1 pseudogene is annotated in these 879 nt (G+C 66.7%); it reads right to left on the bottom strand.

Annotated features, from left to right (window positions below):
* Nucleotides 1-879 (bottom strand): annotated as a pseudogene (locus ACTWQO_RS48475) (alpha-1,4-glucan--maltose-1-phosphate maltosyltransferase); the annotation flags it as partial.

Below are 879 nucleotides of genomic sequence, written 5' to 3'. Positions count from 1 at the left end.
ACGTTCTCGCACAGCTCGTAGCCGCTGTACACGCCCCAGGTCGGCGACAGGGTGGCCGCCAGTACCGCCCGCACCTCGAACGCCGGCCGCCCGCCCTGCTGCAGATACGCGTGCAGAATGTCCGGCGTATTGACGAAGAAGTTCGGCCGCATATACGCCGCCGCCTCCCCCGACAGCTCCGTCAGATACTCCGTCAGCTCCTGCTTGCCGTTACGCCAGGTGAAATACGTGTACGACTGCTGGAACCCGATCTGCGCCAGCGTGTGCATCATCGCCGGACGGGTGAACGCCTCCGCCAGGAAGATCACATCCGGGTCGGTGCGCCCGATGTCCGCCAGCACCCGCTGCCAGAACACCACCGGCTTGGTGTGCGGATTGTCCACCCGGAAGATCCGCACCCCATGGCCCATCCACAACCGCAAAACCCGCAGCGTCTCCGCGACCAGACCGTCCATGTCCGCGTCGAACGCGAGCGGATAGATGTCCTGATACTTCTTCGGCGGATTCTCCGCATACGCGATCGACCCGTCCGGCCGGTGATGGAACCACTCCGGATGCTTGTCCACCCACGGATGATCCGGCGAACACTGCAACGCGAAGTCCAGCGCCACCTCCATCCCCAGCGCACGCGCCTGCGCCACGAACCAGTCGAAGTCCTCGAAGCTGCCCAGCTGCGGATGGATCGCGTCGTGCCCGCCCTCCGGCGACCCGATCGCCCACGGCACCCCCACATCCTCCGGGCTCGGGTTGAGCGTGTTGTTGCGGCCCTTGCGGAACGTGGCGCCGATCGGATGGACCGGCGGCAGATACACCACGTCGAAACCCATCGACGCGATCACCGGCAGGCGGCGCGCGGCCGTCCGGAACGTCCCGTGCGGC

This window comes from Streptomyces sp. 4N124, from assembly GCF_052245395.1.
GTDB lineage: Bacteria > Actinomycetota > Actinomycetes > Streptomycetales > Streptomycetaceae > Streptomyces.
This window is presented reverse-complemented; position numbering and strand designations above follow the sequence as displayed.